17 protein-coding genes and 2 pseudogenes are annotated in these 22,722 nt (G+C 49.1%); 9 read left to right on the top strand and 10 right to left on the bottom strand.

Features of this window, described 5'->3' with window-relative positions; genetic code table 11:
- Window positions 1–93 precede the first annotated feature (93 nt).
- On the top strand, window positions 94–3,306 hold the full coding sequence (locus AC1S5B_RS23520) for an AAA family ATPase (protein WP_482038092.1): 3,213 nt from the start codon (window positions 94–96) through the stop codon (window positions 3,304–3,306).
- A 74-nt stretch (window positions 3,307–3,380) separates the two neighbouring features.
- Here AC1S5B_RS23520 and AC1S5B_RS23515 read toward each other — a convergent pair whose 3' ends face one another.
- On the bottom strand, window positions 3,381–4,013 hold the full coding sequence (locus AC1S5B_RS23515; RefSeq protein WP_482038091.1) for a hypothetical protein: 633 nt from the start codon (window positions 4,011–4,013) through the stop codon (window positions 3,381–3,383).
- 253 nt (window positions 4,014–4,266) lie between these two features.
- Between AC1S5B_RS23515 and AC1S5B_RS23510 the strand changes: the two are divergent.
- Window positions 4,267–4,826 (top strand): annotated as a pseudogene (locus AC1S5B_RS23510) (transposase family protein); the annotation flags it as partial.
- A 166-nt stretch (window positions 4,827–4,992) separates the two neighbouring features.
- Entirely contained in the window at window positions 4,993–7,320 is a 2,328-nt protein-coding gene (nrdJ, locus tag AC1S5B_RS23505) for a ribonucleoside-triphosphate reductase, adenosylcobalamin-dependent (RefSeq protein WP_482038090.1), read from the top strand.
- A 249-nt stretch (window positions 7,321–7,569) separates the two neighbouring features.
- On the opposite strand, the gene AC1S5B_RS23500 is transcribed toward nrdJ, so the two are convergent.
- Window positions 7,570–9,042 (bottom strand): leucyl aminopeptidase, encoded by a 1,473-nt coding sequence (locus tag AC1S5B_RS23500; RefSeq protein WP_482038089.1) that lies wholly within the window; start codon window positions 9,040–9,042, stop codon window positions 7,570–7,572.
- A 184-nt stretch (window positions 9,043–9,226) separates the two neighbouring features.
- Here AC1S5B_RS23500 and AC1S5B_RS23495 point away from each other — a divergent pair, with 184 nt between their 5' ends.
- Window positions 9,227–11,401, top strand: a complete 2,175-nt coding sequence (locus tag AC1S5B_RS23495) for a lytic transglycosylase domain-containing protein (RefSeq protein WP_482038088.1) — start codon at window positions 9,227–9,229, stop codon at window positions 11,399–11,401.
- Window positions 11,402–11,452: 51 nt separating this feature from the next.
- On the opposite strand, the gene AC1S5B_RS23490 is transcribed toward AC1S5B_RS23495, so the two are convergent.
- A complete protein-coding gene (locus tag AC1S5B_RS23490; protein ID WP_482038087.1) occupies window positions 11,453–12,766 on the bottom strand; it encodes an APC family permease in 1,314 nt (437 codons plus the stop codon).
- Window positions 12,767–13,058: 292 nt separating this feature from the next.
- On the opposite strand from AC1S5B_RS23490, the gene AC1S5B_RS23485 reads away from it, so the two are divergent.
- Window positions 13,059–13,535, top strand: a complete 477-nt coding sequence (locus AC1S5B_RS23485; protein ID WP_482038086.1) for a GNAT family N-acetyltransferase — start codon at window positions 13,059–13,061, stop codon at window positions 13,533–13,535.
- A gap of 140 nt (window positions 13,536–13,675) precedes the next feature.
- On the opposite strand, the gene AC1S5B_RS23480 is transcribed toward AC1S5B_RS23485, so the two are convergent.
- Window positions 13,676–14,041 carry a pentapeptide repeat-containing protein gene (locus AC1S5B_RS23480; RefSeq protein WP_482038423.1) on the bottom strand — a complete coding sequence of 122 codons (366 nt, stop codon included), beginning with the start codon at window positions 14,039–14,041 and terminating at the stop codon, window positions 13,676–13,678.
- A 213-nt stretch (window positions 14,042–14,254) separates the two neighbouring features.
- On the opposite strand from AC1S5B_RS23480, the pseudogene AC1S5B_RS23475 reads away from it, so the two are divergent.
- From AC1S5B_RS23475 to AC1S5B_RS23465, 3 genes and pseudogenes are all read left to right on the top strand, one after another.
- A pseudogene (locus tag AC1S5B_RS23475) lies at window positions 14,255–14,404 on the top strand (helix-turn-helix domain-containing protein); the annotation flags it as partial.
- A 27-nt stretch (window positions 14,405–14,431) separates the two neighbouring features.
- Window positions 14,432–14,875, top strand: a complete 444-nt coding sequence (locus AC1S5B_RS23470; RefSeq protein ID WP_482038085.1) for a zinc ribbon domain-containing protein — start codon at window positions 14,432–14,434, stop codon at window positions 14,873–14,875.
- Window positions 14,876–14,880: 5 nt separating this feature from the next.
- On the top strand, window positions 14,881–16,227 hold the full coding sequence (locus AC1S5B_RS23465) for a bifunctional folylpolyglutamate synthase/dihydrofolate synthase (protein ID WP_482038084.1): 1,347 nt from the start codon (window positions 14,881–14,883) through the stop codon (window positions 16,225–16,227).
- On the opposite strand, the gene AC1S5B_RS23460 is transcribed toward AC1S5B_RS23465, so the two are convergent.
- From AC1S5B_RS23460 to AC1S5B_RS23450, 3 genes are all read right to left on the bottom strand, one after another.
- Complete coding sequence (locus tag AC1S5B_RS23460; protein ID WP_482038083.1) at window positions 16,210–16,350, bottom strand: hypothetical protein; 141 nt, start codon at window positions 16,348–16,350, stop codon at window positions 16,210–16,212. The genes AC1S5B_RS23465 and AC1S5B_RS23460 overlap by 18 nt on opposite strands.
- Window positions 16,351–16,590: 240 nt before the next feature.
- The gene (locus AC1S5B_RS23455; RefSeq protein WP_482038082.1) at window positions 16,591–16,821 is read right to left on the bottom strand and encodes a hypothetical protein; all 231 of its coding nucleotides are present in this window, start codon (window positions 16,819–16,821) and stop codon (window positions 16,591–16,593) included.
- A 69-nt stretch (window positions 16,822–16,890) separates the two neighbouring features.
- Window positions 16,891–18,114, bottom strand: coding sequence for an N-acetylmuramoyl-L-alanine amidase (locus AC1S5B_RS23450; RefSeq protein WP_482038081.1), 1,224 nt, complete (start codon window positions 18,112–18,114; stop codon window positions 16,891–16,893).
- Window positions 18,115–18,346: 232 nt separating this feature from the next.
- On the opposite strand from AC1S5B_RS23450, the gene nei reads away from it, so the two are divergent.
- Window positions 18,347–19,168 carry an endonuclease VIII gene (nei, locus tag AC1S5B_RS23445; RefSeq protein ID WP_482038080.1) on the top strand — a complete coding sequence of 274 codons (822 nt, stop codon included), beginning with the start codon at window positions 18,347–18,349 and terminating at the stop codon, window positions 19,166–19,168.
- A 136-nt stretch (window positions 19,169–19,304) separates the two neighbouring features.
- Here nei and htpG read toward each other — a convergent pair whose 3' ends face one another.
- The 3 genes from htpG to AC1S5B_RS23430 all read right to left on the bottom strand — a co-directional run bounded on the left by htpG (window position 19,305) and on the right by AC1S5B_RS23430 (window position 22,693).
- Window positions 19,305–21,425, bottom strand: a complete 2,121-nt coding sequence (gene htpG / locus AC1S5B_RS23440) for a molecular chaperone HtpG (RefSeq protein ID WP_482038079.1) — start codon at window positions 21,423–21,425, stop codon at window positions 19,305–19,307.
- A 272-nt stretch (window positions 21,426–21,697) separates the two neighbouring features.
- On the bottom strand, window positions 21,698–22,075 hold the full coding sequence (locus AC1S5B_RS23435) for a DUF423 domain-containing protein (RefSeq protein WP_482038078.1): 378 nt from the start codon (window positions 22,073–22,075) through the stop codon (window positions 21,698–21,700).
- A gap of 186 nt (window positions 22,076–22,261) precedes the next feature.
- Window positions 22,262–22,693, bottom strand: a complete 432-nt coding sequence (locus AC1S5B_RS23430; RefSeq protein WP_482038077.1) for a hypothetical protein — start codon at window positions 22,691–22,693, stop codon at window positions 22,262–22,264.
- Window positions 22,694–22,722 lie beyond the last annotated feature (29 nt).

Genomic DNA, 22,722 nt, shown 5'->3' with positions numbered 1-22,722 from the left:
GTTAACAAAGTGCAGTTAAACTAAAGATCGATCGTACTAAAGTTCAATCGTACTGCTACGCTAAAACTGTGTAGCATCTAAATTGCTTACCGTATGATTCCTCAGCGGCTTGTTCTTAAAAACTTCCTTAGCTATCAAGCGGCAACTTTAGATTTTCAAGGGTTGCACACCGCTTGTATTTGTGGTGCAAACGGAGCCGGAAAATCGTCCCTGCTGGAAGCGATCGCTTGGGTGATTTGGGGTGAGAGCCGCGTCACTTCGGAAGATGACGTGATTCATATGGGCACTCAAGAAGTCCAAGTCGATTTTATCTTTACGACCAATCAGCACACCTATCGCATCCTTCGCACTCGCCAGCGCGCTCAAGGAACGTCGCTAGAATTTCAGGTAGCGATGGAAGAGAACAGGGCACAGGGAACAGGGGTCAGGGGTCGGGGGTTGGAAGAGGAAACACAAAATATTTCCTACGGAGACGCTACGCGAACAGAACCTAGAATATCTTCTAGGTCAACGCTACGCGAACAGAACTCTTTCTCCTCTTCCTTGCGTTTTCGATCGTTGACCGCTAAGGGCGTTCGGGCAACGCAGCAGTTGATTGTGGAGCATTTGAAGCTGGATTATGACACCTTCATTAATTCGGCGTATCTGCGGCAAGGGCGCGCCGATGAGTTTATGGTGAAGCGCCCAACGGAACGGAAGCAAATTCTGGCAGATTTACTCAAGCTCAATCAATATGATGAGTTGGCGGAAAAGGCGAAAGATCAATCGCGGCAGCTAAAAGGACAAATTGAATTGCTGGAGCGCAATTTGGCGGTGATCGCAGAACAATTGCAGCAGCAAACCGCGATTGCTACGGAACAGGCGATCGTCGAAGCAACCCTGGCGGAGATGCAACGCCAGCAGATTGAGGATGAAGCAACGCTCCAGTCGCTGCAAGCTAGCCAACAGCAGCGACTTACTTGGCAGCAACAGCTTACTTGGCAGCAACAGCAAGAAAAAAACCTAGAGCAAGACTGTCAGCGCTTTCAGCAAGAACTGATAGCCGCTCAGCAGCAACAGCAGGAAATAGAAGCCTTGTTAGGACAAGCCGCCGCGATCGCCGCTGGATATGCTCAGTTTCAAACCTTACAGTTGCAAGAAGAACAGTTTTCTGCCAGGTTTAAAACTTATCAATTGGTTCAAACCCAGCAGCAGCAGTATCAGCAGCAACAGCAAGAAAAAATTGCTGAACTGGATCGCCACCTCCAGCAAGCCCAAGCGCAGCTTGAAGCTTTAGCTCAACAAGCGCAAGAAATTCAGCATAGTCTTCGCAAAGCCCCAGAGGTGGAAAAAGCGCTGAAAGAATTGCAGCAAGCCCGGAATGATTTAACCCGGCTGGATCAGCTTCAATTTCAGGCAGCCCCTTTATTCCAGCGTCGCCAACAGATTCAGCAACAGCTTGATCGCAGCCATACGCGATTATCGGCGCGGCTAGAAGAACTGCGCGCTTCCGCTCATCAACTCAGCCATCAACAAAAGCGTCAGCCCGAATTGCAGCAGGCGGTCATGTCCATCAGCGATCGCATTGCTCAGCTAGAATCCCAGCGCAACTATTTGCAGCAAGTGCGAGAAAAAGGCGTAGAGCGGCGCAACTTCATGGAGAAACTACAAGAACGCCAGCGCGACTACGAAACTCAATTGGCAGAAGTAGATCAAAAGATTGATTGGCTAAAACAAGAGGCGGTTGATCCGGTTGCTAATCCTGAAGACAAGGGTCACGCTCATGCGTACCCGCCCTGTCCGTTGTGCGATCGCCCGTTGGATGAGCATCACTGGAGTTTGGTTTTAGACAAGCATCAGACGACGCGATCGGATATCTTGCAGGAAATTTGGGTGATTCGAGAGCAACTCGCCGCCTCGGAGCGAGAAATTCAAATTTTGCGCCAAGAATATCGCGAAGTAGACCAAGGGTTAGGCGAATATAGCACCGTCTTAGAACGTCGAGGGCAACTGCAAGAGCAACTGCAATCTACTATTTCGGGACAGGCAAACCTGAGCCAGCTTGAAATGGAGGCGGCAAAGCTAGAACATACCCTGAGTATGGGTAGCTATGCCGTAGATCTCAGCGAAGAGTTAGCGCAGATTGATCATTGCCTGCACCAGCTAAACTACGACGAAAAAGATCACGCCCTCGCCCGCGGGCAAGTCGATCGCTGGCGGTGGGCAGAGATTAAACAGGCAGAGGTTAAACAGGCACGGCAGCGGCAAGCAACCCTGACTCAGCGACAACCCGAACTCCAGGCTCAACAGGTCGAACTAGAAAATCAAATTGAGCAATTTACAACAGAGTATGTAACAGCTTTAGCCCAGTTTAATCAACAGCTTGCTGACATTGGTTATGACTTAGATCAGCACAATGCTTTGCGAGTTGCTCTTAGACAAGCCCAACCTTATCAACTGCACTATCAAGAACTGTATAAATATCAGCAGCAGTATCCACAATTTCAGAGTCGATTATCAGATTTGAAATCGAGTTTAAACAAGCGTCAAAGCAGTCTAAAAATTTCTCAAGCACAAGTCAAAACACTAAATCAGCAGCTTCAAGAAACGTGCGATCGCCGCCCTGCTATTCAAGCTATTGAAGACCGTATTAGAATTCGTCGCAGCGAGTTAGATCAGCAACTTTCAGCCTTAGGTCGACTCCAGCAGCAGCAGCAACAGCTTGTCGTTTTAACTCAGCAGCAAGCCGCGATCGCCCAGCAGCTTCAAACCCTGGCGCATCAACAGCGTGTTTATCAAGAAGTCGCCCAAGCATTCGGTAAAAATGGCATTCAGGCATTGATGATTGAAAACGCCTTGCCCCAACTTGAAGCCGAAACGAATCGGATTTTAGGACGGCTCAGCGCGAATCAACTCCATATCCAATTTATTACGCAACGGTCGGGCGCTAGTTCTAAGGCAAAACTGAAACAGGCTAAGTGGAGCGAAACCCTGGACATTGTAATTGCCGATACCCAGGGGACGCGCCCCTATGAAACCTACTCTGGCGGGGAAGCCTTTCGGGTTAACTTTGCGATTCGGCTAGCGTTGGCACGGTTTTTGGCACAGCGATCGGGTACTGCCCTGCAAATGCTGATTGTGGATGAAGGGTTTGGCACCCAAGACACCGAAGGCTGCGATCGCCTGATTTCTGCCATCAACGCGATCGCCTCCGACTTCGCCTGCATCCTCACCGTCACCCACGTTCCCCACTTTAAAGAAGCCTTTCAATCTCGCATTGAAGTAATCAAAACAGACCAAGGCTCCCAATTACAGTTTGCAATGTAACGGTTCTGGTCAGCGGTTGCCGATGCCTTTGTCACTCCATAAGTAACTTCCATCAATCCGCTGCACCAGAATTGTTAGCCTGCTGGAAATGATATAACCTCTGCGAAACTCTTTGTAAATGCTGTTATGACTGGTGTGTTATTCAATGTGCGACGTTCTGGATTTTCAGCATCCCCAAACCACTTCTGAGAAATCGCTCCAACTGCATGTAGCTCCAATAAACAAGCATCTACGAGTGCTGGCTCCCAACTCAGTTTTGATGCGAGGTTACGAACTGAGATACCTTTATGCTCTGGAAGAATTTGTACTATTTTCACTAAAACTTGCAAAGCCGGTCGAGACAATAAGCGAACCATCTCAACATATTTGAAACGTTCAGCTTCACCATTTTCCAGAGTTACACTATTAACAAAGAGATTAGCAATAAAATCAAGTTTATCGACATATTCAGCATTTAATGCTGTGGCAATAACTTTTCTTGCAAAACAATCGCCTTCATCAGTTTTATACCAATCTAAATTTCGCTCAAAGTACTCTAAGCGTTCCAATATCTTCTGAATAAATTCTCTCTGTTGTTGTTCTTCAATAGATTCTCTGTATTTCCTTACACTTTCAATGAGGATGCCCATACCTGGCACGAGTTTCAAGGCTTCTATTCCTGCCTCAACCCCCCCAGTTATCAAGGCTTCTTTCTTGTCCGGCAACATGAACACACCTGCGATAAGGAACCTTTACAGATAATCTCACTGAATTGCCTCAATCTAAAACCGAAGCAGGTAGGTAGAAATCTTGCTGCAAGTTGCAGCGATCGCGTCAAACAATCCCCGCTCTCTCAACGGTTCTGGCTCTCTTAGGTTGTTTAGGTGTTCTCACCATACCCACATTCATTTTGGGAGCTTTAACAGCTATTTCCTATAATGAGAATTGCTGTATCCACCAAATCAAAGTTGACAGACTACTAGGCTGAATTACTTGTGTGCCGACCGCGAGTTCATTGGGCAAGCTTGGGTGCGCTATCTGCTGCTTAAACCATCTCTCGCCTTTCGGTTACGCATTCGTAGCGGTGACCAGATTGAGCACGATGGCAAACTGCTTGCCGCACGGGTCGTTTTTGCCCATCTACAAGTCGGTCAATCCCAACGACTCACCGGCACTTGCCGGGTCTGGGGCTACCCAGTTGCCGTGGAAGCTCTGCGACAGGTCGATGGCGCGTTACTCGTGGTGATTACGCCCCTCAAAACTCAAGATTTAGTCAAAGATTATGCTATGCCTTGGGGATTGCAACCTTGTTTGGCATTTTCAAAATTCGCGGGTTCTGTCTGGAATCGACTCGCTTCAGCGATGATGAGCGGTTGAGTAAGGTATTCGCATTGTTGACTCTAGCTTTATGTTGGGCGATGCGACCGTGCCAAGAGTCTGTTTCGCTTAGGTCTCGATTACTTGCGCCATTTGGTACTTATCCATCCCCAGCTAACCACTCCGACTTTTTGCAATCCCTACAATTTTTGTCCTGTACTTAGGACTTCTACCTATTCATCAGTGTTTAAGTTGCTGATGCTCGCTTATTGGCGATTCTTTATGTCAAAACTCTGGGATATTTCCCGCTAGGGATAGTGTAGACTGAGAATTTTCTATCCTATATCTGGTTATATCCCGTTCAACTTCCATCAAAAGCGAGACCTTACTATGGTTCGACTTAAACCCATTCATCAAGAAAAAACTGTCGCTACAGATGCGATCGCAAAGTCTCCTTCCTCCACCAACCCCTTTCCCAAGACAGCACCCACAGCCAATCCTGTTTTCTATCGTACTTATAGCCGCCGCAGCGATGCTGGACGTGAACCCTGGGATGTGGTTGTTGAACGCACCACTCGCGGACTGATAAAGTTAGGCAAACTCACTGCTGCGGAAGCTGCCTTGATTAAGCAGATGCAGCAAGAGTTAAAAGCCTTGCCATCAGGACGGTGGCTCTGGGTGGGCGGCACCTCCTGGATCGAAAAACCGGAGAATTTTTCGGGTTCCTACAATTGTACTAGCACCAACGTTGTAGACTGGCGTGCCTTTGGGTTAATGATGGATCTTGCCATGATGGGCTGTGGCACCGGAGCGATTCTTGAACCGAAATATATCGAGCATCTCCCTGCAATTCGCAACCCGATTTCAGTCTCTGTGGTTGGCGAAGTGGGCACGACTGACCCAGAAAAGCGGCGCGATCGCACCGAAGTGATTATTCAAGCCAACACTGTTCAAATTCATGTGGGCGATAGTCGTCAGGGCTGGGTTTCTTCCTATCAAACCCTGCTTGAGCTTTCCACAGACGAACGTTTTAATGGCACAGTTCAGGTAGCAGTGAATGTTAGCGATGTTCGCCCGGAAGGAGAAGTGCTGAAAGGCTTTGGGGGCGTTGCCAACCCAATTCGACTCTCTGGCTTGTATGCTCGTTGTGCCGCGCTGTTGAATAAAGCGATCGGACGACAACTGACCTCGGTAGAATGCTGCCTGCTGATTGATGAAGCCGCCGCTACTGTAGTTGCTGGAAATATTAGACGTAGCGCGGGAATGCGTCAGAGCGACAGCGAAGATACTGCCTTTGCCAGCGCTAAAGATAACCTGTGGCAGCAGGATGCTGAGGGCAATTGGCGAATTGATGCCGAACGGGATGTGCTGCGGATGGCGAACCATACCCGTGTTTTTCACCAAAAGCCGACGGAGCAAGAGTGTATTGATGCGGTTCGGAAGCAGTTTTATTCCGGTGAGGGCGCAATTCAATATGCACCAGAAGCGATCGCCCGCTCCAATAGCGACCTGCTCACCGATGCCGATTTGAGAACCGATTTTCTCAACGCATACAATCAGGGCGTTGCTCCAGCATGGTTGCAACAGCGCCATCCACAGATGTCCACTGCCGAATTAGAGCATCGCCTCGGACGCTACGGATTAAATCCCTGCGGCGAAATAATCGGAGCGGATTTTCACTGCAATTTGTCAGAGGTGCATCTCAATCAAATTGATCCATTAGACTATGCAACTCAGGAAAAAGCTTTCACCGCTGCTGCCCTATCGGTTGCTGCCTTGCTGAATCATCAATTTGGCGAACCCCGCTATCAGTTTTCTCGCGAACTAGACCCGATTGTCGGAGTTTCGTTTACAGGACTATTTGACTTCTTTGTTCATGCCTTTGGCGTGGAATGGTTGCACTGGTGGCAGGCAGGCAGACCCAGCACGATCGCCGGGTTAGAGTTTCAGCAACGAGAGCAGGCATACCTATTGCGCTGGCGAGAGACAGTTCATCAAGTCATCTGGGAGTATTGCGATCAGCGTGGCATCAAGCGTCCCAATCGCTGCACCACCGTGCAACCTGCCGGCACTAAGTCATTGCTCACGGGCGCGAGTCCGGGTTGGCATCCCCCCAAAGCTCAGCGCTTTATTCGGCGGATTACCTTTCGCAAGAGCGATCCAGTGGCAATGGCATGTTTGGACTACGGCTACAGCGTTGTGCCATCTCAGTCAGATAAAGATGATAATGGCAATTTGCTCAACGATCCGTTTGACGATCGCTGTACTGAGTGGCTCGTGGAAATTCCCGTAGAGGTATCCTGGGCAAACTTGCCGGGAGCCGACGAAATTCCGATTGAGCAGTTTTCGGCATTGGCGCAGTTTGATTTCTATATGCAGGTGCAGAAACATTACACAACCCACAATACCAGCGCCACGGTGGAACTGACCGAAGCCGAAGTGGAACCCTTAGGACGGCGAATTTATCAAGCGATCGCCAATGACGAAGGCTACATCAGCGCGGCGTTGCTTGCCCGGTTTGATGCACCCTTTCCCCGCTTACCGTTTGAGAAAATCGACAAAACTACCTTCGATCGCCTTGAAGCGGAAGTGAAAACCCGCCAGCGCACCACTGATTTTTATGGCGCACTCAGCCGCTACGACCTTGGCTTCAATCTCGCCGAAGGTCCTGCTGGATGTGATAGCGACAAGTGCATGATGCCGGAAAAAAAAGGATAACCTTGCGAAGTGTGAGTGCTTAGTTTTTCTTGCATAGCGCTTTCGCTGGAAATGAGGTTCAGGCGATTTTTGTGTCTAAGTAGCGGTAAAGCATCCTCGTTAAAAAAGCCCTAAGATTCATTCTCAGGGCTTTTTTAAACGGGCAATCACTCAGGAGTATCAAACATACTTTATGTACAGTGTGAGTCTGGTTTGAGGCTTAGGGTTTTCTGTCGATCTATTTTGCCTATTTCCTATTTTGGACTCAGGCTAATTCAGTACCCAGTTGACTAGAGTACGAACACCGTAACCCGTTGCTCCCACACCGTTATAGCCATTTTCCTTGTCTGTCCATACCGGACCTGCCACATCCAGATGTGCCCAAGCAGTTTCTTTAATAAACTGCTTTAAGAACAGCGCTGCCGTGATGGCTCCCCCCATCCGTGGACCCGTATTTTTCATATCGGCAACCACAGACTTCATGCCATCAAAGTATTTTTCTTCCATTGGCATCCGCCAAATTTTTTCGCCGGAGCTTTCAGCCGCTTGAGTGAGTTCAGCCGCAAGCGCATCGTTGGGACTCCACAATCCAGCAATGTCATCACCCAAGGCAACGACGCACGCTCCCGTGAGGGTGGCAAGATCTACGATCGCGTCTAGTTCCAGCTTTTCAGCAAACACCAGTGCATCTGCCAACGTCAAACGACCTTCAGCATCGGTGTTGTTGATTTCAATCGTTTTACCATTGGAAGCCGTCAGAATGTCGCCGGGATGGATCGCATTGCCGCTGATCATATTTTCGGCAGCAGCGCTGATGAAGTGGACTTCCACATCTGGTTTAAGCTGGGCGATCGCCTTGGCAGCCCCCAAGGTGGCACCCGCTCCGCCCATATCGGTTTTCATCATTTCAATCCCACTGCCAGCCCCTTTAATATTCAACCCACCGGAATCAAACGTGACTCCTTTGCCAATAATTGCGACTTTACGGCGCGGGGTGCCTTCCGGTTTATAGATTAGGTGAATAAACTTGGGCGGCAGATCAGATGCTTGAGCCACGCCTAAAAACGCACCCATGCCGAGCTTTTCGCACTCGTCCCGTTCTAAAATATGCACTTCTAGCCCGTGATCATGAGCGATCGCCAAAGCAGTATCTGCCAAAGCACCCGGTGTAACGACATTTGCCGGAGCCGCGACTAGTTCTCGCGCCAAAATCACTCCAGAAGCAATTTGACGGGCACGGGCGATCGCGGCTTCTTGCCCTGCTAAACCCAACAAATCGATGCGTTCCAGTTTTGTCACTTTGTCATCAGGTTCTGATTTAAACCGCGTGTCTTGATATAGCGCCAGTTCAACTCCTTCCGCGATCGCCTGAGTCGTTGCCGCTGCATTCGCATCACAGACAGGGAAGCTGATCCCCAAAATCTTACATTTTTCTTTTCGAGCAAGTTTTGCCGCTGTTGCTGCCGCCCGTCGCAAGCCTTCCAGTTTCAGGCTATCCGGCTTGCCTAACCCAACCACAATAATTTTACGAATGCTGCTGCCACTGCCAACCCGCGTTGCCGCACTGCTGCCCTCTTTACCCTTAAAATCAACCTCGGCGATCAGTTCTTTCAGGGTGCCGGATAGCTTGTCATCTAGGGCTGCTAGGTCACCCGCCAATTCCACTTGGTCTTCAAACAAACCGACCGCTAAGGCATCACCCGACCATTCCACACAAGAAGTATTGATTACTCGCAAATCCATTCAAACCGTCCTCTAAATTCCGATTGATTCAACTGATTTCCAGTATCGATCATAAAGATGGGAGTACGCAGAATTGAAGGGTCACAATCCTTCGTCCACTTCTTGATAAAAGTGCTAGAGTCGCTAAAGATTTGCCTGATTAAAGACTGCTTCGTTAAAGAATTCCCCATTCTGGTATAGCCCCATGCAGAAGCGCGGAAGAAAACAAGTGTATCGGTTCGTTGGTGCGGGTTTGGGTGTGTTGGTAGTGGGCAGCGTTTTTATGAAAGCGTTATCCGATCGCCAACCTGAAGCCACGCAGTTTATGGAATCTGGTGCGGAATTGCAATCGGCAGCCGTTCAGATTCAAGATATCAATGTGCTAAAAGCATTATCGCCAGCGAAACGGACGGAAAAGCTGACCGCGATCGCCCAAGCCAAAAAGCCCATTGAAAGCAGCCGCGCCCGCTATCTACTGGCAACCGATTTATTACAGCAAGGGCAGGCAAGAAAAGCGCTAGAGCAACTTAAGGGTCTGGATGCGGATTATCCTGTGCTGGCACCTTACGTGCTGGTCAAGCAAGCCCAAGCCTTAGAGAAAGCCGGAGATGGGGTAAAAGCTCAAGCAACTTGGCAAGACTTGCTCAAGCGCTATCCCAAAAATCCGGCGGCGGTAGAAGCGCTATTTACATTGGGCAAAACGAATCCGCAGTCCTGGGATCAGGCGATCGCCCAATTTCCTGCCCATCCCCGCACGATCGAAATTGCTCAGCAGCGCCTTCAAAAAAATCCGAATCAGCTAGATGCGCTCCAAGCGATCGCCCGACATGGGCTGTATCTAGAGAAATACACTACCTACTTGGATCGGCTAGTCGAGAAATATAGCAACCAGTTAACACCCGCCGACTGGGAAGCGATCGCTTTTGGCTATTGGGAAAAACAGCAGTATGGCAAAGCGGGAACTGCCTACGCCAAAGCTCCACTCACGGCGCGAAATGCCTATCGCACGGCGCGAGGGTTGCAACTGGGCGAAACGGGTGGAGCGACCGAAGCCTATATTCGCACCGTTAATACCTTTCCCATGGCTCCTGAAGCGGGGTTAGCCCTGATCCGCCTATCGAAGATTGTGCAGCCAGAGACGGCGATCGCTTACCTGGATCAGGCGATTGCTCGTTTTCCTGATCGTGCAGGTGAAGCCTTGCTGCAAAAATCCAAATTGCTAGATCAACTGAATAGCAAAGAATCTGCGGCTCAAACGCGGCAATATCTGCTCAGTCGTCATGGTAAATCGGATGCAGCCGCAGAACTGCGCTGGCAGCTTGCCACCGAGCAGGTAAAAGCTGGAGATATCCAAACCGCATGGAACTGGGCGGCTCCCATTGTCACCCAAAACCCTGATAGCGAATTTGCTCCAGAAGCTGCTTTTTGGGTAGGTAAATGGGCGACTCAACTGGGCAAGTCTAAAGAGGCAAAAGAAACCTTTGAGTTTGTGCTGGCAAAATATCCCCAGTCTTACTATGCATGGCGATCGGCGGATCTGTTGGGCTGGAACGTGGGCGATTTCTCCTCCGTCCGCGATCTCACGCCTGCGGTTGCTCGTCCAACTGCTCGTCCTCCTTTGCCCGTCGGTTCCGATGCCCTGCGAGAGCTTTATCAACTAGGACAAGATCAAGATGCCTGGAAGCTGTGGCAAGTAGAATTTCAAAATACCGCAACACCTACTGTCGAGGAGCAATTTACCGATGGCGTAATCCGGCTTGGCATTGGCGATCACCTAGATGGTATTTTTATGGTGTCTCACTTGAGCCAGCGCGAAACCGCCGAAGATCTCCAGCAGTATAAAGCGCTAAAGCAGCAAATGGGCTACTGGTATGCGCTGTATCCCTTTCCTTACCTAGAACCGATCGAAGCTTGGTCGCAAGAACGCCAACTGAATCCCCTCCTTGTCACTGCGCTGATCCGGCAAGAATCTCGCTTTATGGCTAATATCACCTCATCAGCCGGCGCAAAAGGCTTGATGCAAGTCATGCCCGAAACAGGAGCCTGGATCGCCCAAAAAATCAAGCTGAAGGAATATCAACTGGCTGAGCCGGATGACAATATTAAGCTAGGTACTTGGTATCTGGATTATACCCATGAGGAGTATGCCAACAACTCAATGCTGGCAGTTGCAAGCTACAACGCAGGTCCCGGTGCTGTGGGTGGCTGGGTTGCCAAGAGAGGCTTGGGTGACCCTGATCAGTTTGTGGAATCGATTCCTTATGATGAGACTCGCGGCTATGTGAAGTCGGTGTTTGAAAATTATTGGAACTACCTACGACTGTATAACCCTGAAATCGCTCAAAAGCTTGCTCAATCTCAGTCTTCATCTGCGAATTAGAATTTTATTCTCTGCGATCGCGTTTTCCTCCATTCGCGATCGCTTCTGAATTTAGGTAGCCTTCTGCTTCATGAGAGCCTTCCGCGCCAGGACGAGGAGAAATCCCAGACCTGTAAAGGCGGTTGCCAAAAGGTGACTTTCTTTAGATGCGAAGGAGATCAGCACAAGGTTTGAAACAAGTGCCAAAATTGGAATGATGAAAGGCACTCGAAACCCATCAGCATCCCCTTCTCGGCGCTTAATGACGAGGAGCGACAGATTCACCAAACAAAATAGGGCAAGAATCAGTGTTGCAGTGGTGCCTGCCAAAAATTGTAGGGTGCCCGATAGCGCCAGAAAGATGGCGATCGGTAGAATTACAATAATCGTGCGATAAGGCGTTGCGCGTGTCGCGTGTAGTTTGCTAAACCAAGCAGGCAGCAATCCATCGCGCGACATGCCAAAAAGCAACCGCGAGGCTGTGATAAAGTTCAGCAGCGCTGTGTTGAGCACTGCAAATAGGGCGATGAAAGTAAACACCACGCCTGGAAAGTTTGGTTGTGCTCGAAGAACCACATCCAGTAGCGGCGCTTTAGAAGCAAACAGTTCCGCCGGACTTAAGACCTGAGTAGCAAGCCAAGAAACCAGAATATAAATGACTCCCGCAATACCCAGTGACAGCAAAATGGCTCTAGGGACATTGCGCTCAGGATTTTTGACTTCTTCCGATACATTCACAATATCTTCAAAGCCAATAAAGGCGTAGAACGCAAGGGCTGCCCCTTGAAAAATGGCAATCCACATTGCTTGTCCACTCACAACAGGAGCCACCGCCGCCGCCGCATTGCCTGCGCCACCGTTGATAAAAAGGACTGACACCACAATGACGACCAGCAGCCCTGAAACCTCAAGCGTGGTACAAAAAATGTTGAGATTTGACGATTCCTGCATTCCTCGAAAATTGATGAAGGCAAGACCACAGAATAGCGCTAGGATAACCGACCAGTCTGGAAAAATGGGAGCAAAAGTAGTCAAATAGCCTGCAAATGCTTTAGAGAGAGTTGCCATGGAAACAATGCAGGTGCAAAACATCAGCCAACCGACAATAACGGAAAGCCAGTCGGTGCGAAAAGCCCGATGCACAAAGGCAGCAACGCCTCCACTGAGGGGAATGCGGCTACCGAGTTCGGCGTAGCTCAAGGCAGTCAACGCTGCAACGGACATCGCTACTAGAAAAGAAGCCCAAACAAAACTACCAGAAAGTCCGGCAATTTTGCCCACAACGGCGTAGATGCCAGCGCCCAGAATATCACCAACGCCATAAATCACGAGGGTAGATAAGCCAAACACTCGTTTCAAAGACGCTGTTTCTTCAGTTGTTTCCATACTCTTTTGTTGGATAGGTTAGTTCAAGGTATCGTCAGTTGTAGAAGCGGTCAACTAAACTACTACGCACTAAGAGCACTGCAATAAAAAAGCCATCCAATTACTGGGCACTGCTTGCTGGGGTTTCGACAAACCATTTTTCCAGTCCTGACAAGGGGTGAAACTGCTGCTCTAGTTCTGCCATTTCGAGTGTACTCAACTTCACACCTGTTGAATAGACTTGCTTGACTAATTGAACAATGGGGCGATCGCTCCTATAGGTAGGATATTGAGAAAATTCCAGGCTCCCACAATGATTAGATTGACAACACCTGATGACGCAAATAAATTACTTGCTTTAGCAAAAGCGACAGGGCTTTTCGAGCCAAATCAAATTGAAGAGCTTGCTCAAATGCTGGGTCAGTATTTCCGTGGTGGAGATAATGAAGGTCTGTGGTTTACCGACGACGACAATGAGCCAGTGGGTGTTGCCTACGTAGCGCCAGAACGAATGACTGAGGGGACATGGAACCTTTACCTGATTGCTATTCATCCCGACTTTCAAAGACAGGGACGTGGCGCAGCCTTATTGAGCCATGTTGAGCAAATGTTAGCTAAACGCGGTGAGCGTGTGCTGCTAGTAGAAACGTCTGGCTTGGACGATTTTGAGTATGTCCGCATATTTTATCGAAAGAGCGGTTATGACGAGAATTCGAGAATTCGAGAATTCTATAAGGCTGGAGACGACAAAATTATTTTCCGCAAAGCACTGAAAAGCGTCACCGCATAACAACCCTAATGCACCAGAACAAAGTCAAGTAATCGGTGAGTTGCCAAGTTTGTCTGTGTCCGGTGATTGGAAACGTTGAAACGCATAGTTTCGGTAATACCTGTCAGTGTTGCAGCTTTCAGCGATCGCAGTTTTCCCGCCTATGCACCTTTGGACATCTTGGGTTCCAAGCCAGTTCCGGTTAAACACGCGCCTGCTAGATTTGCACTTGCTAGGTTGGCATTCTCCACCTCAGCACAGAGGAGATTCGCTCCTGTCAGATTCGCTCCTGCTAAATTTGCGCCTGTCAAGTTCACTTCTTCCAAATTCGCCTCGCTGACGATCGCGCCTTGAAGGTCAGCCTGCATCAAGTTCGCACTGTGCAGGTTGGCACTGCTGAGATTGGCACCGCGTAGGTCAGCGCCGCGCAGGTCGGCTCCTTGCAAATTACAGCCCATTAGGTTTGCGCCGCTGAGGGATGATCCGGCGAGGGTGGCTTTGGTGAGACGCGATCGCTTACCAGTCAGGCAGAACGGTTTATCAGATCAAGCAGGGAATGCTCTCAGATACTCAAGCATCCATCTGTTCAAATGACTCTTGCGTAAGTCCTGTAGTCCTTCAGAATCTCAAACTCAAACTCTTCAATCCTAAAATCTAATCGTTTTTTCATTTATTATTCTGGTTAGCTGCCGTACGATAGTACTATGAAAGCCAGATACCAATAGAAAGCCAGATACCAATACCGATTCCACCCAAGTGACCAACAGCGACAGACCTTATCTCAGTTGTTTGGTTCCGTTCAGATGGTTTGGAATCATGCCTTGGCGATTAATAAGAACAGTGAAAAGCCACCCAGTAATAGTGACTTACAAAAATGGGTCATCACTTAGGCAAAGAAGACTGAATAGAGAGAAGGATTGGCAAGTGTTTCTAATATCCCGTTACAGCGATCCGTAGGGGATTTAGGGACTGCTTATCAACACTTTTTCAAGTCTCGCAATGGAAAACGGAAAGGGTCAAAGATGGAGTTGCCACGGTTCAAAAAGAAGCAAGATCGTCAGTGTGGGAGGTTTAGAATCGGCTATGTATTGCCAAAATTCAGTGTAATTAATCGGTGGGAGCCAACCAGTCAGATCGGTTCTGATTGCGGGTTTAAGTGGGGCAAGCTTGATCTCAAGGTCAAGACTATCACTTGTGCGAGTTGTGCGTCTGTCCAGGATAGGGATGAAAATACGGCTAGAAATATTGAAAAAGTCGATATTGGGCGCGGGTACGACTCTCAATGGTCGGAGCGGGCAGGGCAGATTACTTTGGTAGCACTGCCCATTGAGCCGTCAAAAATCATCGCTCTTTTAGGATGATGAGTATGTCAATGAGTACTTTGGCGATCAACGAAATTCTTCAATCCTTTAACCATTTTGGTGTTCGATTGGGGCTGGATTCCATTCAGCAACTCCTCAAAAATCTAGGCAACCCCCACGAACAAGTCCCGATTATTCATGTGGCAGGCAGTAACGGTAAAGGTTCCGTTTGCGCTTACCTGTCCGCCATTCTAACCGAAGCAGGTTATACCGTTGGACGATATACTTCGCCCCACTTGATCGATTGGACAGAACGTATTTGCTTAAATGAGCAGGCGATCGCCCCAGAAACGCTGGACTCTATATTGCGAGAAGTGATTGCCGCAATTCAGCCAGATGATTTGCCCCCGACCCAGTTTGAGGTGATCACAGCGGCGGCTTGGCTGTATTTTGCTCAGCAGGAAGTGGATGTGGCGGTGGTGGAAGTGGGGTTAGGCGGACGGTTGGATGCCACTAATCTATGTGACTATCCGCTGGTGAGCATTATCACCTCGATCAGTCGGGAGCACTGGCAGCGATTAGGTCCAACGCTGGCAGATATCGCCTGGGAAAAAGCAGGGATTTTGAAACCGGGTTGTTCAGCGGTGATCGGGCAGGTGCCTCCAGAAGCGGGGACTGTGATTCATCGACGGGCTTCAGAGTTGGGTTGTGTAGCGACTTATCCTCAGACTGCGCGAGATTTGGGCAATGGTTGGGCTGAATATCAAGGAGTTGAGGAGTATGAGCTAGAGTCGGATTCACAAGATCCTGAAGAGCGGAGCATGGTGCATTTACTCAAGGCAATCCGTTACCCGCTACCGCTTCAGGGTGCAATTCAGCTTCACAATTCGGCGATCGCGATCGCGGCAATTCAACTATTGCGAGAGCAGGGCTGGCAACTCTCAGACGACGCGATCGCCCAAGGAATTGCCAAAACTCAATGGGCAGGACGCTTACAGTGGGTAACGTGGCAATCCCACAAAATTTTGATCGATGGTGCCCACAATCCCGCTAGCGCTAGGGTGTTGAGAGAGTTTGTAGACGCTTTGAACCCCCTGCCCACCACAATCCATTGGGTGATGGGAATGCTGTCCACGAAAGATCATGGCGATGTATTTCAGGAATTGTTGCGATCGCGCGACTCGCTTTACCTAGTGCCCGTCCCCGATCACAGCACTGCCGAACCCGCCGAGTTAGCGGTTTTAGCCAGCACTATCTGCCCTGATTTAGCCCAGTGCCACCCTTTTGCGGATGTAGTAGAAGCACTTGAAACTGCAACCCATCAAGCCAACAACCAAGACCTCGTAGTCTTGTGTGGCTCCCTCTACTTGTTAGGGCACTTCATGGCATACTCCCTACATGGCAAATTGTAGTTGAGAGCCTTGGTCTGTTTTGCCTACTTCAATCCGAGATTGAAAGGCTTCTTTGAAATGGGGAACATGGGTGACGGTGAGGATGCAGGCGAAGTCGGAGGCGATCGCATCTCCTAAAGTCATTCGTCTTTGTTGTCGCAGTGCTACCGCTTGAATCAACACATTTTGCGATATGGGTAGAACTTGAGCAACCTGAAAAAACTCCTCAAAATACTAACGTTGCGGCTCAGTCAGTCGGTGATAGCCCAACACCTCAAGGTAACTGAGGGCTGATACCGCAGGTGAGTGTTCAGCAATTAACTCTCGCAACTGAGGATGTTTTGGCTGTGCAGCATAAATAATATTGCTGTTGAGAAGCACGTTTTATCGTCCCGGCAATGAGCGGTCTTGCCGAGTTTCTTGTTGCCACACAGTTGGATCAATATCACCCAATACTTGAGTAGCTGCAAGATTAGCTAATACTTCAGCGATCCTGCGCCCGCGTGTTTTGGGTTCTAAAATGGGTTCATCGTCTAAAACCGTGACATGAACTTGGTGGTTTTGTTCTCCCAGTTCTGGCACATCACCAACCCAACTTAAATGGTTACTGATCAACCCAGCCTTAAATGTTTTCAGCGTCGCTGTCTCTATAAATGATCAGCAAATTTAGATTAACCCGCACTTCTAGCTACTCCGCCCCAAATAGCGCAGAATTCCACGGGCGATCGCGTCTGCCATCCGACTGCGAAAGCCAGCATCCCGCAATCGTGCTGCATCTGCTGCCCCGGTGACAAAGCCCGTTTCGACCAAAATTGAGGGCATCGATGTTCGGCGGAGAACGTAGAAGCGAGCCGATTTCACTCGGCGATCAGGAATCCTTAATTCTTCCAAAATGGTGCGATGGACTACATCTGCGAGGGCTTTTCCAGAATTGTAGTAGTAGGTTTCCAATCCATTAACATCTGGTCGAGCCATGCTAATTGCATTGGCATGAATACTGACAAATACCGCAGCATTTGCCCGGTTTGCCATTTGCACACGCGGTTCTAGACCCAAATCGTATTCTGCATTGCGCGTTTGAATCACCGTCACCCCTTGACGCTCCAAAAACGCGGTCACTTGGCGACCAATATCCAACACAATATCTGTTTCTTTCAAGCCGCCAATACCCACGGCACCCGGATCAGGTCCTCCATGCCCTGGATCGATCACCACGACTAAACGACCGTTGGCAGGTTGAAAAACAGGGCGCGTGGTTGTCGGTGGGGGTGGGCTTACGGGCATCGGAGGTCTAACAGTACGATTGGGCAGAGATAACCCAGAATTCGGCGAGGGTTCAAACACTGCGGTATTAGGCGATGTTTTTGTTGGGTTTGCTGGAGTGATCACATAGCCAGGATTGGGCGATGGCACTGCCGTACTAGAGTTGAATAGTGCACTGCTAGCCGCGACTCCGGGTGCTTGGGGCACCGCGATCGCCTGAGTCGGTAAATTATTGATATCTGCAATCAACGGCAGCACCGTAGGTTGAGGCAATTCCACGATCCACTGACGGGCGTTGCTATAGCGAAACTTCACCTGTGCTGGGTCAAGGGTGTAGCCCCGTGCCAATTCCAGCACAATCCGGGTCGTATCACGCTCAAACTGGGCAACCCGCAAGGAAGTAATGGTGCCGCGATAGGTTTCAGTTTGCTTGGGACGACCAAGCCGCGTTCCAGGAATATCAATCACCAGTCGGGCTGGATTTTGCAATAATTGGGCGCGGGGCTGAATGCCTCGATCTGCTTGTATTTCTAGCCGATTTTGTGCCTGAGTAAACCGCCAGAACTGAAGTGTAGCAGCTTCTGCGGCGGCAGATAATAATAGAAAAAAGCCAACGATACCGGGAAGTAACCAACGCGATTTCACTCTCAAGGATGACCTCGTCTAACTACCTTTTGAAGCTGACAAATTGAAAGGTGAATGATACCTAATTGATTGAGTTGACAGCTTACCATGTTCCTAAACTCTCTCAAAAAATGGATGCAGCAGAAAAGAAAAGAGAACAGGAGCTAGGCTTAATAAAAGACAGCCAGAAGGTGAAATGATATTCTTCCTGATTGCTTGCCCTGCGTGACTTGGACATTTAAAGATTAGATTCATGCCAGAAGGACCAGAGATTAAACAAGCGGCGGATAAGATTGCGATCGCGCTTGTGCACCAGCCATTAACAGAGATTTTCTTTGCATTCGACCATCTCAAGCCCTACGAAGAACTATTAGTCGGTCAGCAGGTTATTTCAGTTAAGCCTCGTGGCAAAGCTTTGTTAACTCGATTTCAAAATCAGATTAGCCTCTACAGCCACAATCAGCTTTATGGCAAATGGGTCATTCGGACAGCGCATTCCTATCCCACAACCAACCGACAGCTACGGTTAGCGCTACACACCCAGAAAAAATCAGCCTTACTTTACAGTGCGTCAGATATTGAAGTGTTAACAGATGAGCAGGTGGCAACTCACCCCTTTTTAAGCCGATTAGGACTGGATGTATTAGATGAAGCAACAACAGTAGAACAGGTGCAGGAACGCTTTTTAAGCAAACGCTTTGCCCGTCGGGGGCTAGCCGGGTCGTTGTTGGATCAGCAGTTTCTTTGTGGTTTGGGCAATTACCTACGGAGCGAGGTGCTGTTTGTGGCGGGAGTGCATCCCTCTCTCCATCCGGTGGATTGTACGTTTGAACAAATCACAAAGCTGGCAATGGCAGCGATCGCGGTTAGTCGCCAGTCTTACCAAACTCACGGCATCACCAACGATTTAGATATTGTCGCCACACTCAAACAACAAGGCTACCCGCGCCGTGCCTATCGTCATTTCGTCTTCAGCCGCGACGGGCAACCCTGCTTTGTCTGCGGCACAGAAATTTTAAAAGTAACCCTAGCGGGTCGCCGTCTTTATTACTGCCCCACCTGCCAATCCCAGTAGACTAATGGGCATCAATCCAAGCGATGCAGCAGACTGATTTCTGGCGTTGCTGAATCCACCTATGATTTTCCCTCATCCCCAATCCTTCTCCTTAATGGATAGCAAATCAGGGTGAGGGATTTAGGATGAGGGCAATTTAGCGATCGGTAAGGCGAGTCAACACTTGGTTCGAGCGATCGACGAAGGTTTTCATGCCATCGGCATCAAAGCCTTTTTGTGCCATCAGTGCCAGATCATAAATTTGGTTGCAAATGAGGGTGCTTAACTCGGCAGAGGGCGACTGTCCGCTGGTTTGCAGAATAGTTCCTTGATTCAGGCTCAGCAAATTTTGGATCAGTGGATGAGCAGTGTTCACCAGCAAAATGTGTTCTTCGGGAAACTCCACCGCTTGCTGCTGCATCATGGCGGTCATTTCGCGCATCCGACGCAGATGTTCGGGCAACAGTACCACCGCAGGTGGGGCACTTTGGGGATCTCCGGCTTTGAGGGCTTCCGTGCGGATGGTGACCTTTGGTTTGGCGATCGCGCCTTGAAAAAGCTCCTTAATCTGCTCACTGCGAGTTTTGTTGGTAGCAGGATCGACAATTTCAGTCTCTTTGTCTTTGTCAATCAGCGTCTCATCCAAATCTGCATCCACGCGGGAAAACCGAATCGTGGAATACTCTTGCTCCAAAAAGCTGATGAAATGGGTATCAATGAAAGAATCCATAAACAAGACTTCGATGCCCTGCTTTTTGTGGAGTTCTACATAGGTCGCCTGGGTGATTTCATCGTTGCAGTAAAAAACACGGTTTTCGTGATGGGTTTTGTTGCGCTCTAAATACTCTTTGAGAGTCGTATAAGTAGGGCTAGAACTGGGGTTCTGGGAGCTAGAAGCCGCCGCCGCAACCGGAGAAGACACCTCTTGCCACACATCACTTTCACCCGATTGCACCTGCACTTCTGGGGTGGTGCTATCTTCACTTTTCGTCTCCTGGCTGGCTTCCCAAGTGGTGCGATAGATCAGAATATCTTCAACCTGCTTTTTGAACTTGTCATCGTTGAGGGAGCCAAATTTGACAAAGGTACTCAGGTCTTGCCAGCAGCGGATATATTCGTCGCGATCGTCACGATACAGCTCCTTCAGGCGATCGCCCACTTTCTTGGCGATGTAATTGGCAATTTGACGAACGGTGCGATCGGCTTGCAAGAAGCTGCGAGACACGTTGAGTGGAATATCAGCGCTGTCAATCACGCCACGCAAAGGCAGCAAAAACCGGGGGATCACTTCTTCGCAGTTATCACTGACAAACACCTGATTGCAGAACAGCTTAATCTGGCTTTTGGTCACATCCACATCGGGCTTCAGCTTGGGGAAGTAAAGAATGCCGTTAACCACAAAAGGATAATCCGTATTCAAATGTACCCACAGCAAAGGCTCTTCCTGATAGGGATAGAGATAGCGATAAAACTCTAAATAATCCTCTTTGCTGAGATTGCTAGCGGGTTCCTTCCAAGGTGCTTTTTGGCGATTGACCTGTTCCGGCTCTTTGGGCAAAATTGCAGCTTCACTAACTTCTTCAGTAGCCTGCTCTGGTGCAATTTCTGAGTCTACTTCTGCTTCTGGCGATACTTCTGAAGGCGGTTCTATAACGGCTAACTTGATCGGCACGGGCAAGAAATCACAGTATTTGGTGATCAACTGCCGCACCCGGTAAGGCTCCAGATATTCCAATTCTTCGTCTTGCAAGGTCAGAATAATGGTGGTGCCGCGCGTGGTGCGGGTCGATTCACTCAATTCAAATTCCGTGGAGCCATCACATGACCAATGCACGGCAGTCGAACCGGGTTGGTAAGAAAGGGTATCAATATCTACATGAGCAGCGACCATGAAAGAGGAGTAGAATCCCAGCCCAAAGTGACCAATAATTTGCTGATCGGTGCTTGCCTTATATTTATCAATAAATTCCTCGGCGCTGGAGAAGGCAACCTGGTTGATGTATTTCTTTACTTCATCGGCGGTCATGCCAATGCCCGTATCTGACACAGATAGAGTTTTTGCTGCTTTATCTAAGGTGATGACAATCTCAGGTTCGCCCAAATCGCCAGAATAGTTGCCAGAATGAGATACCATTTTCAGCTTTTGAATGGCATCTACTGCATTCGATACCAACTCTCGTAGAAAAATTTCATGGTCTGAATACAGCCATTTTTTAATGATCGGAAAAATATTCTCGGTATGAATGGAAATATTGCCTTTTTCCAACACGGTCGTCATAGGGAAAACTCCAGAAGAATAGGGGTGAGGGTTAAACAATGAAGGGTGAGGGGTGAAAAATGCCTCAACGCTATTTTGGACAAGCCGCTTCAATTGTAGTCAGGGAAGGGGTTTCCTTCGAGATGTGGATTTCCCTACCTTAAGAGGGTGAAGGGGTGGAGGAGTGGAGGGAAGGGAGTTTGAGTTTTGTTCGCGTAGCGTTTCCGCAGGAAGTAGTTTGAGTTAGTTGAAATCAGGCGATCAAATGGAAGCAAGAAGCTAAAAGCGCTGGTTTATCGATAGTTAAGGGCGGCGATCGCTAAACAAACCCAACCCGCAATCAGCGCGGCTCCACCCATGGGGGCGATCGCGCCGAGCCATTTGATGTCGGTCAGGCTGAGCGTGTAGAGACTACCAGAAAAAATTAGCACACCTACAATGAAACAATATCCCGCATTGGTTAGGGTGGGCGGCGGCGACTCAGATTGATGAATCAGTAGGGCAACTGCCAACAGTGCAAGGGCGTGATACATCTGATAGCGGGCACCTGTTTCAAAAATCTCTAAGGCGCGTTCGCTGAGTTGAGGGCGCAGGGAATGAGTCGCAAAGGCTCCGGCGGCAACAGAAAGCCCACCAAAAACAGCGGCGATCGCGAGGAAGAGTTGAGTCATGGGAAGTTTTGAATTTTGTAAGTCCTTCGGACTGGCTTTGCCAACGCGTAGCGTTGACCTAGGAGATATTTTAAGTTCTGACTGTAAGACACGACCCAGAGTATTGGAACAAGCAATAGGGCTAAACTTGGGCACACGAATCTCTTTATCCCTACAATCCGAAACCTAAAACCCGAAACCTGATGCTTAACTGCCGCCCAGTTCTTTAGGGGCTTCGAGATTGAAGTAATAGGAAAAGCTACCTTCTTCGGTGACGTTATAGGCGGCGTTGAATTCTTTGGCGCGGCTATCGAGATAAGCTTTGGCAGCCTCGCCTTCCAAGCCGGTTTCCATGGAAAAACGCAGGACAGTAAGATGTCCGTTGTTTTCTTGCAAGAGCCGAAAAAATGCAGCCCGGAGGCGATCGCGTTCTTCCTGCTTACTTCGCCGCACATTTGAGAAGAGTAGCCAGCTACCAAAAGCGGTAGGTGGTAAGCCCAAGATGACTAGAGCCGTAAACGCCCCTTCGCGATCGCCAGCCGTATTCTTTGGGTTGAGTGCTTCACTAATGCCTACCAAGGAGATGGGAATGCCAATTCCCAATAAAACGCCGATGGCAATTTTGGTGAGTAACTTCATAGTTTGCTGCTTTAGATGCGATCGCGATA

This window comes from Leptolyngbya sp. CALU 1928 (assembly GCF_056784215.1).
The sequence above is the reverse complement of the archived record's forward strand: the minus strand, read 5'-3'. Positions and strand labels throughout refer to the sequence as shown.

Excerpts from the sequence above, each read along its gene's own strand:
- AC1S5B_RS23490 (WP_482038087.1), bottom strand. The coding sequence starts at position 12,766 with ATGGAAACAACTGAAGAAACAGCGTCTTTGAAACGAGTGTTTGGCTTA.
- AC1S5B_RS23520 (WP_482038092.1), top strand. The coding sequence starts at position 94 with ATGATTCCTCAGCGGCTTGTTCTTAAAAACTTCCTTAGCTATCAAGCG.
- AC1S5B_RS23435 (WP_482038078.1), bottom strand. The coding sequence starts at position 22,075 with ATGACTCAACTCTTCCTCGCGATCGCCGCTGTTTTTGGTGGGCTTTCT.
- nrdJ (WP_482038090.1), top strand. The coding sequence starts at position 4,993 with ATGGTTCGACTTAAACCCATTCATCAAGAAAAAACTGTCGCTACAGAT.
- AC1S5B_RS23485 (WP_482038086.1), top strand. The coding sequence starts at position 13,059 with ATGATTAGATTGACAACACCTGATGACGCAAATAAATTACTTGCTTTA.
- AC1S5B_RS23465 (WP_482038084.1), top strand. The coding sequence starts at position 14,881 with ATGTCAATGAGTACTTTGGCGATCAACGAAATTCTTCAATCCTTTAAC.
- AC1S5B_RS23460 (WP_482038083.1), bottom strand. The coding sequence starts at position 16,350 with ATGACTTTAGGAGATGCGATCGCCTCCGACTTCGCCTGCATCCTCACC.
- AC1S5B_RS23500 (WP_482038089.1), bottom strand. The coding sequence starts at position 9,042 with ATGGATTTGCGAGTAATCAATACTTCTTGTGTGGAATGGTCGGGTGAT.
- AC1S5B_RS23515 (WP_482038091.1), bottom strand. The coding sequence starts at position 4,013 with ATGTTGCCGGACAAGAAAGAAGCCTTGATAACTGGGGGGGTTGAGGCA.
- AC1S5B_RS23430 (WP_482038077.1), bottom strand. The coding sequence starts at position 22,693 with ATGAAGTTACTCACCAAAATTGCCATCGGCGTTTTATTGGGAATTGGC.
- nei (WP_482038080.1), top strand. The coding sequence starts at position 18,347 with ATGCCAGAAGGACCAGAGATTAAACAAGCGGCGGATAAGATTGCGATC.
- AC1S5B_RS23495 (WP_482038088.1), top strand. The coding sequence starts at position 9,227 with ATGCAGAAGCGCGGAAGAAAACAAGTGTATCGGTTCGTTGGTGCGGGT.
- htpG (WP_482038079.1), bottom strand. The coding sequence starts at position 21,425 with ATGACGACCGTGTTGGAAAAAGGCAATATTTCCATTCATACCGAGAAT.